Origin of the sequence: Salipiger mangrovisoli (assembly GCF_015223355.1) — a bacterium.
Classification (GTDB): Bacteria; Pseudomonadota; Alphaproteobacteria; order Rhodobacterales; family Rhodobacteraceae; genus Salipiger; species Salipiger mangrovisoli.
Genome location: NZ_JADFFK010000067.1, coordinates 1 through 5,097, shown reverse-complemented (window position 1 = coordinate 5,097; position 5,097 = coordinate 1). Strand labels below are relative to the sequence as shown.

At 62.9% G+C, this 5,097-nt stretch carries 5 protein-coding genes; 3 read left to right on the top strand and 2 right to left on the bottom strand.

The window, feature by feature from the left end:
* The first annotated feature begins 386 nt into the window (after window positions 1-386).
* Both IQ782_RS29290 and IQ782_RS29285 read left to right on the top strand, forming a co-directional pair.
* Window positions 387-1,145: a hypothetical protein gene (locus IQ782_RS29290; protein WP_194138186.1), complete on the top strand. Its 759-nt coding sequence runs from the start codon at window positions 387-389 to the stop codon at window positions 1,143-1,145.
* Window positions 1,146-1,372: 227 nt separating this feature from the next.
* A complete protein-coding gene (locus IQ782_RS29285; RefSeq protein ID WP_194138185.1) occupies window positions 1,373-2,002 on the top strand; it encodes an MSMEG_1061 family FMN-dependent PPOX-type flavoprotein in 630 nt (209 codons plus the stop codon).
* A gap of 103 nt (window positions 2,003-2,105) precedes the next feature.
* On the opposite strand, the gene IQ782_RS29280 is transcribed toward IQ782_RS29285, so the two are convergent.
* Complete coding sequence (locus IQ782_RS29280) at window positions 2,106-2,480, bottom strand: group I truncated hemoglobin (protein WP_194138184.1); 375 nt, start codon at window positions 2,478-2,480, stop codon at window positions 2,106-2,108.
* An 83-nt stretch (window positions 2,481-2,563) separates the two neighbouring features.
* Complete coding sequence (locus tag IQ782_RS29275) at window positions 2,564-3,946, bottom strand: FAD-binding oxidoreductase (RefSeq protein WP_240989672.1); 1,383 nt, start codon at window positions 3,944-3,946, stop codon at window positions 2,564-2,566.
* 269 nt (window positions 3,947-4,215) lie between these two features.
* Between IQ782_RS29275 and IQ782_RS29270 the strand changes: the two genes are divergently transcribed.
* Window positions 4,216-4,905: a winged helix-turn-helix transcriptional regulator gene (locus tag IQ782_RS29270; protein ID WP_194138182.1), complete on the top strand. Its 690-nt coding sequence runs from the start codon at window positions 4,216-4,218 to the stop codon at window positions 4,903-4,905.
* Window positions 4,906-5,097 lie beyond the last annotated feature (192 nt).

The window sequence follows — 5,097 nt, the reverse complement described above, 5'->3', positions numbered from 1 at the left end:
TGCGCAAAACGAAGCATAAGCGTGCGCAAGGGGTGTCAAGAGCAAATCGACCCCACAAGGGCTAATTTCTGACATAGGTCGATTTATAGAAACGGCGGAGCTCTTGCTCCGCCGTTTTCCTTTGTTGGGCTGCATTTGACGTCCCGCCCATGACCGGCGAAGCCATCCTATGGGGGCGGTCGGACGGCCTCGCGGGGTGTCTATCCAGACTCTAGGCGGTCGCACCGCTTCTTATTCGATAGGGACGGGCACTACCTCCCAAGCCTTCCGCTCCCGCGGTGCCGGACGCGACGGCCCTAAGCCGTCGTTCCCCGAAAAGTTGGCAAGCTAAGGCTAGGCCCAGCGAACCGGCCATTCACTGCGGTCGCGAACGCACCCGCGGGATCATGGAGTTCAAGAGCGGTCTGTGGCAGCATCCGGGCATGATCAATTTCCGAACCCTTGCTGACGGCCATCCCGATCTTGCGCATTCGCCGCTGCTCCGTGGCGCTCTCCTGACGCTACAATATACGCGCACGCATGGGTCAATCGGCCTCACCAAGAACATGGCCTTCAAGCGCGTCTTCGTCCACTGGGCCGTCGAGAATTTCGACTGGCCGGGCAAAACCTCCGAAGAGATGTTTCGCTACAACAAGGTGATCAATGAATACGAGTTCCCGCCGCTTGAGATTCTGCATTTCTTACTGATTTCTCTGCGCCTAGGCCGTCACTTTAAGGGTGAGTTTCGGCTGACCAAGCGCGGTACAGAGCTGGCGCAAGCCCCGGCTCTACTGTTTGCTGAGCTGATCCCCTACTTTCTGCTCCGGATGGATCACTCATCCTATGCGCGCTTTGAGGGCCGTCCGTTCGGAACATGGGATGTCTGGATCAATGTGATCAACGTCGAGGCAGATTTTGGCACGACCGAGGCTGCCTTGTTCAAAAACTTCTACGGCGAGCCCGAAGATTGGCACACTGCAGGGTGGCGAGAAATGGCGGCGTTCTCATCCTGCGTGCTGCGACCGCTCGAATGGGCGGGATTTCTGATAGAGACTCGCGAAGATGCACTCGGCAAACAGGCCTGTCATGTGTTCAAAACGCCGCTCTGGCGCAGCGCACTCCACTTGGACTCCGATGATATTCTGCGACCTATGCCTGTTCATTGATGCTCTTTAGCGGCCTTCAGGTCGCGCCACCGGTCTAGTGGGATCGGCCCAAAGCCGACCTCCATCCCAAGCGCAGGGGGATACCGCTCCTGAGCCATAGCTGCCGCTCGAGCTAGGCGCAGCGTAGCGTAGCGATGCTAGCAGCCCGAACGACCTCCAGGGACAATGATGGTTATGAAAACGGCCGTCCTGCAGCTACGCTCGAAGCCAGCGTAGGAGACAGTGCCATGATCAAGGTCGACGAGCATATCCACTCCACCGCGCGTTTGCGGGAGTTGCTGCCCACGGACGGTTTCGTGAATACCTTTCTGAAGGTCAGCGACAGCCTCAATGACGTTGCAAGGGCATTCATCGCCCAGTGCCCCTTCGTCGTGATCGCGACCAAATCCGCTCAGGGCCTCATGGACGTCTCGCCCAAGGGAGACCCTTGTGGCTTCATCGAGGTTCATGATGACAAGACCCTCATTATCCCCGACCGGTTGGGAAATCACCGTGTAGACAGTTTCCACAACCTGCTCGAAGATCCGAACATCGCGTTGCTGTTCATCGTTCCGGGCCATGGCGACACCCTGCGAGTGGCCGGAAAAGCGAGGATCGTGCGCGATGCTGCCATCAGTCGTCGCCACGCGGTCAACGGACGGGAACCTCTTCTTGCGCTGGTCGTGGATGTCGAAGAAGCCTTCATGCACTGTTCGAAGTCCATGATCCGTTCGCGCCTCTGGCAGCCCGAGAAATGGCCTGCACGGAAATCGGCGCCCACCCTTGCCGATTGGGTGGTCGCGACGGTCGATCGTCAGCAGACCCTCGAGGAGGTGCAGGCAGATCACAGCGACGACGAGGCGACCCGGCTTTACTGACCCTTCGTTCGGCGACCTGCGCTCCCGCCTGACAGGTCATCAACGCAAAGTGACGGCGCCGTGTCGTTCGCCTGCACTGGCCAGCCTCCGGGGCGCCGCCAGGTCACTGCCCGATGATTTCGGACTTTAGCGTGAAGCTGATCATCAGGACATCCTTGCAGGTCTGGTCATCAATCTCGTGGCCGGCCAGGGTGGCCATGATATCGTCCAACGCCGCCATGTATTCGGTCGCGCTGATGTTCATGCCACGATGCGCCGCCACCATGTCCCGCCCGGTGTAGGCCTCCGGCCCCCCGGACCCCGCCCCCAGAAAATCGCATAGATGCGCCTTGGCTGCGTCCAGATCTTCGGGTCTTTCCCGATAGGGCAGGAAGCGCGGGCCAAGCGTGGGGTTGGTCATGTGGGCCTCGATGATGTCGTCGACCAGGGCTTTGATGCCCGGCTGACCACCGAGACGGGTGTAGAGTGTCTGTTCCATCTGTCTTACCTTCTGGCTGAGGATCGTCGCTTGGGGAAGAGACGCAGGCCCGACAGCAGGCCCGCGCCGGGATCACGTCGCAATCACTGGGCCGCCTGTTGCGCGAGCATGGGCCGAATGTTGTGGTTGACCCGGAACAGGTTGCCCGGGTCGTAACGCGCCTTGATCTCCTGCAGGCGCTGCATGTTGCCGCCATAGGCCTCGCCAAGACGGTCGGGTTCATCCTCGGGCATGAAGTTCACGTAGACGCTGGGTGCCGCATCGGCCGCGGTGTCACGGAACAGCTGACGCGCCCAGGCGATGCAGGCGGCGTCCTTCGCCGGGTCGTCCCAGCGGGTGTGGACATTCATGACGAAGTGCCCCGCCCGTTGCGGGTAGGCCGTCGCATCCGCCGCCACGCGGGCCATGGCGCCGCCGACATGCGCGATGAACACCTCGCTCTGCGGATCCGGCAGATCGCCGACCGCGTCGAGGATGGCCTTGATCGTCCCGGCGCCGAGTCGCAGGAAGTCGCGGCTTTTCCAGTAGTTGCGCGCACCGGGCGTCAGCAGCGGATCGAAGGCGGCCTGCCAGCCGGTGAAGGGGTGCGGGCCGATGACGTCCACGATTGGCGTGCCGAGGGCCCGCAGCTCATGCATGGCCGCTTCGCCCTCCGACATGTCGCCCGCGTAGCAGGCGGCGAAGATCAGGATCTCGCGCCCATGCCAGTCCGCCGGAAGGAACGGTAGAGGGGGCGCCTTGCGCAGCACGGCCCAGATCGTCAGGTCATCCGGGGCCCGGTCGCAAAGCTCCTGGAACTTCGGCAGCAGGTCTGCGGCCGCCTCGATCGGGTGGATGACAAGGCCGGACAGGACCTCTGGGCCGACCGGATGGGCGCGGAACTCGAACGAGCTGACGACACCGAAGTTGCCGCCGCCGCCCCGCAGGGCCCAGAACAGATCGGGGTTCTCCTGCGCGGAGGCCCGGACACATTCTCCGTTGGCCAATACCACATCGGCGCTGAGCAGGTTGTCGATTGTCATGCCGTACTTGCGCGTGATCCAGCCGAAGCCGCCGCCAAGGGTCAACCCGGCGATACCGGTCGTCGAATTCACCCCGACCGGTACGGCCAGACCGAAGGCCTGCGTCTCGTGGTCCAGATCGCCAAGGGTCGCGCCCGGCTCCACCCGCACGGTGCCGGCCGTTGCGTCCACCCGGACCGACCGCATGGCGGACAGATCCAGCATCATGGAGCCTTCTTCGACGGCAAGGCCGGCGATCTGGTGCCCGCCGGCGCGGATGGCCATGCGCAGCCCGTTGGTTCGCGCGAAATCTACCGCGGCACAGATGTCGGCAGGTCCGGCGGCCTGCACGATCAGGGATGGCTTCCGGTCGATCATCCCGTTCCAGATGGCACGTGCAGTATCGAACCCCGGATCGCCCTCTTGGAGGAGGGCACCGCGCAATGCGGCCGCCAGCGGCTCCAACGCCTCCGCGCCGATGACCGTCTGTCCTCCGCTCAGGTCGTTCATTTGTATTTGGTCTTTCATCACTACCTCCCACTTTCATGTTGGAACGGCCGTGTCGGACAGGGCAGCCCATGCGCCGGTCCGCCTGATGCGACCGCTCGGCAAAGGATGCGGCTGGCTCTCTTTCAGAACCAGTGTCGGAACTGGACCAGTTGATCCAGAAACTGGATCTGCGAATTTTCAGGGAAAACCTGCTATTCTGAGACACGCCAGTGAGGAGGTCACCGATGTCCAACGCCAGTTATTTCCAGTTCTGTCCTGTCGCCATGGCCGCCGAAGTGCTCTGTACGCGATGGACCATGGTCCTCGTCAGGGAACTGGTGGCGGGCTCCACCCGGTTCAATGACATCCGGCGCGGTGTGCCGCGCATGTCGCGGTCCCTTCTGGCACAGCGCCTGCGGGAACTGGAGGCGGCCGGCATCGTCGAGAGGCTGCCGGTGCCACGGTCCCAAGCGGTCGACTACCTTCTGACACCGGCTGGACGGGACCTTCTGCCGATCGTCGAAGCCTTCGGGATCTGGGGGCAGAAGTGGGTCGAGTCCGAACCCTCCCTTGAACGGCTCGATGTCTCCCTCCTGATGTGGGACATGCGCCGCAATCTCGATCCCTCCCCGCTGCCGCCCGGGCGCACTGTGCTGAACTTCCACTTCCCGGAGCTCTCCGCAGGCAAGAGATCCTGGTGGCTGATCGTCGAGGAAACCGGCGAGGTGGACCTGTGCCTGGCCGATCCAGGGTTCGATGTCGATCTTTACGTGGAAGCCGATCTGCGGACCATGACCGCGATCTGGATGGGGCTGACAACGGTCGCCCAGGCCGCGGACAAGCTGGAGCTTACCGGGCCCAAGGCGGTCGCCGCGGCAATGCAGAGCTGGCTGGGTCTGAGCCCCTTCGCCAAGGAACGCAAGCTGGCGTCCTAAGCATGGTCGGAGCTCTGCCGCCCGACGCAGGCCGCATCGGTGAAATATTGGCCATGGGCCCCTCTTCCGCTTCCGCCTAAGTGCCCTCGTCCCGTGCCGCCTGTTTCCCGCCCGCGTGTCCGCAGGGCGACAGGCCGTTTACTGCGCTTTGCCAACGCAAACCCAAGGCGCAGCGAAGGGAGCGTTCGGCCC

Coding starts and splice junctions, on each gene's coding strand:
- IQ782_RS29290 (WP_194138186.1), top strand. CDS start 387: ATGGAGTTCAAGAGCGGTCTGTGGCAGCATCCGGGCATGATCAATTTC.
- IQ782_RS29285 (WP_194138185.1), top strand. CDS start 1,373: ATGATCAAGGTCGACGAGCATATCCACTCCACCGCGCGTTTGCGGGAG.
- IQ782_RS29280 (WP_194138184.1), bottom strand. CDS start 2,480: ATGGAACAGACACTCTACACCCGTCTCGGTGGTCAGCCGGGCATCAAA.
- IQ782_RS29270 (WP_194138182.1), top strand. CDS start 4,216: ATGTCCAACGCCAGTTATTTCCAGTTCTGTCCTGTCGCCATGGCCGCC.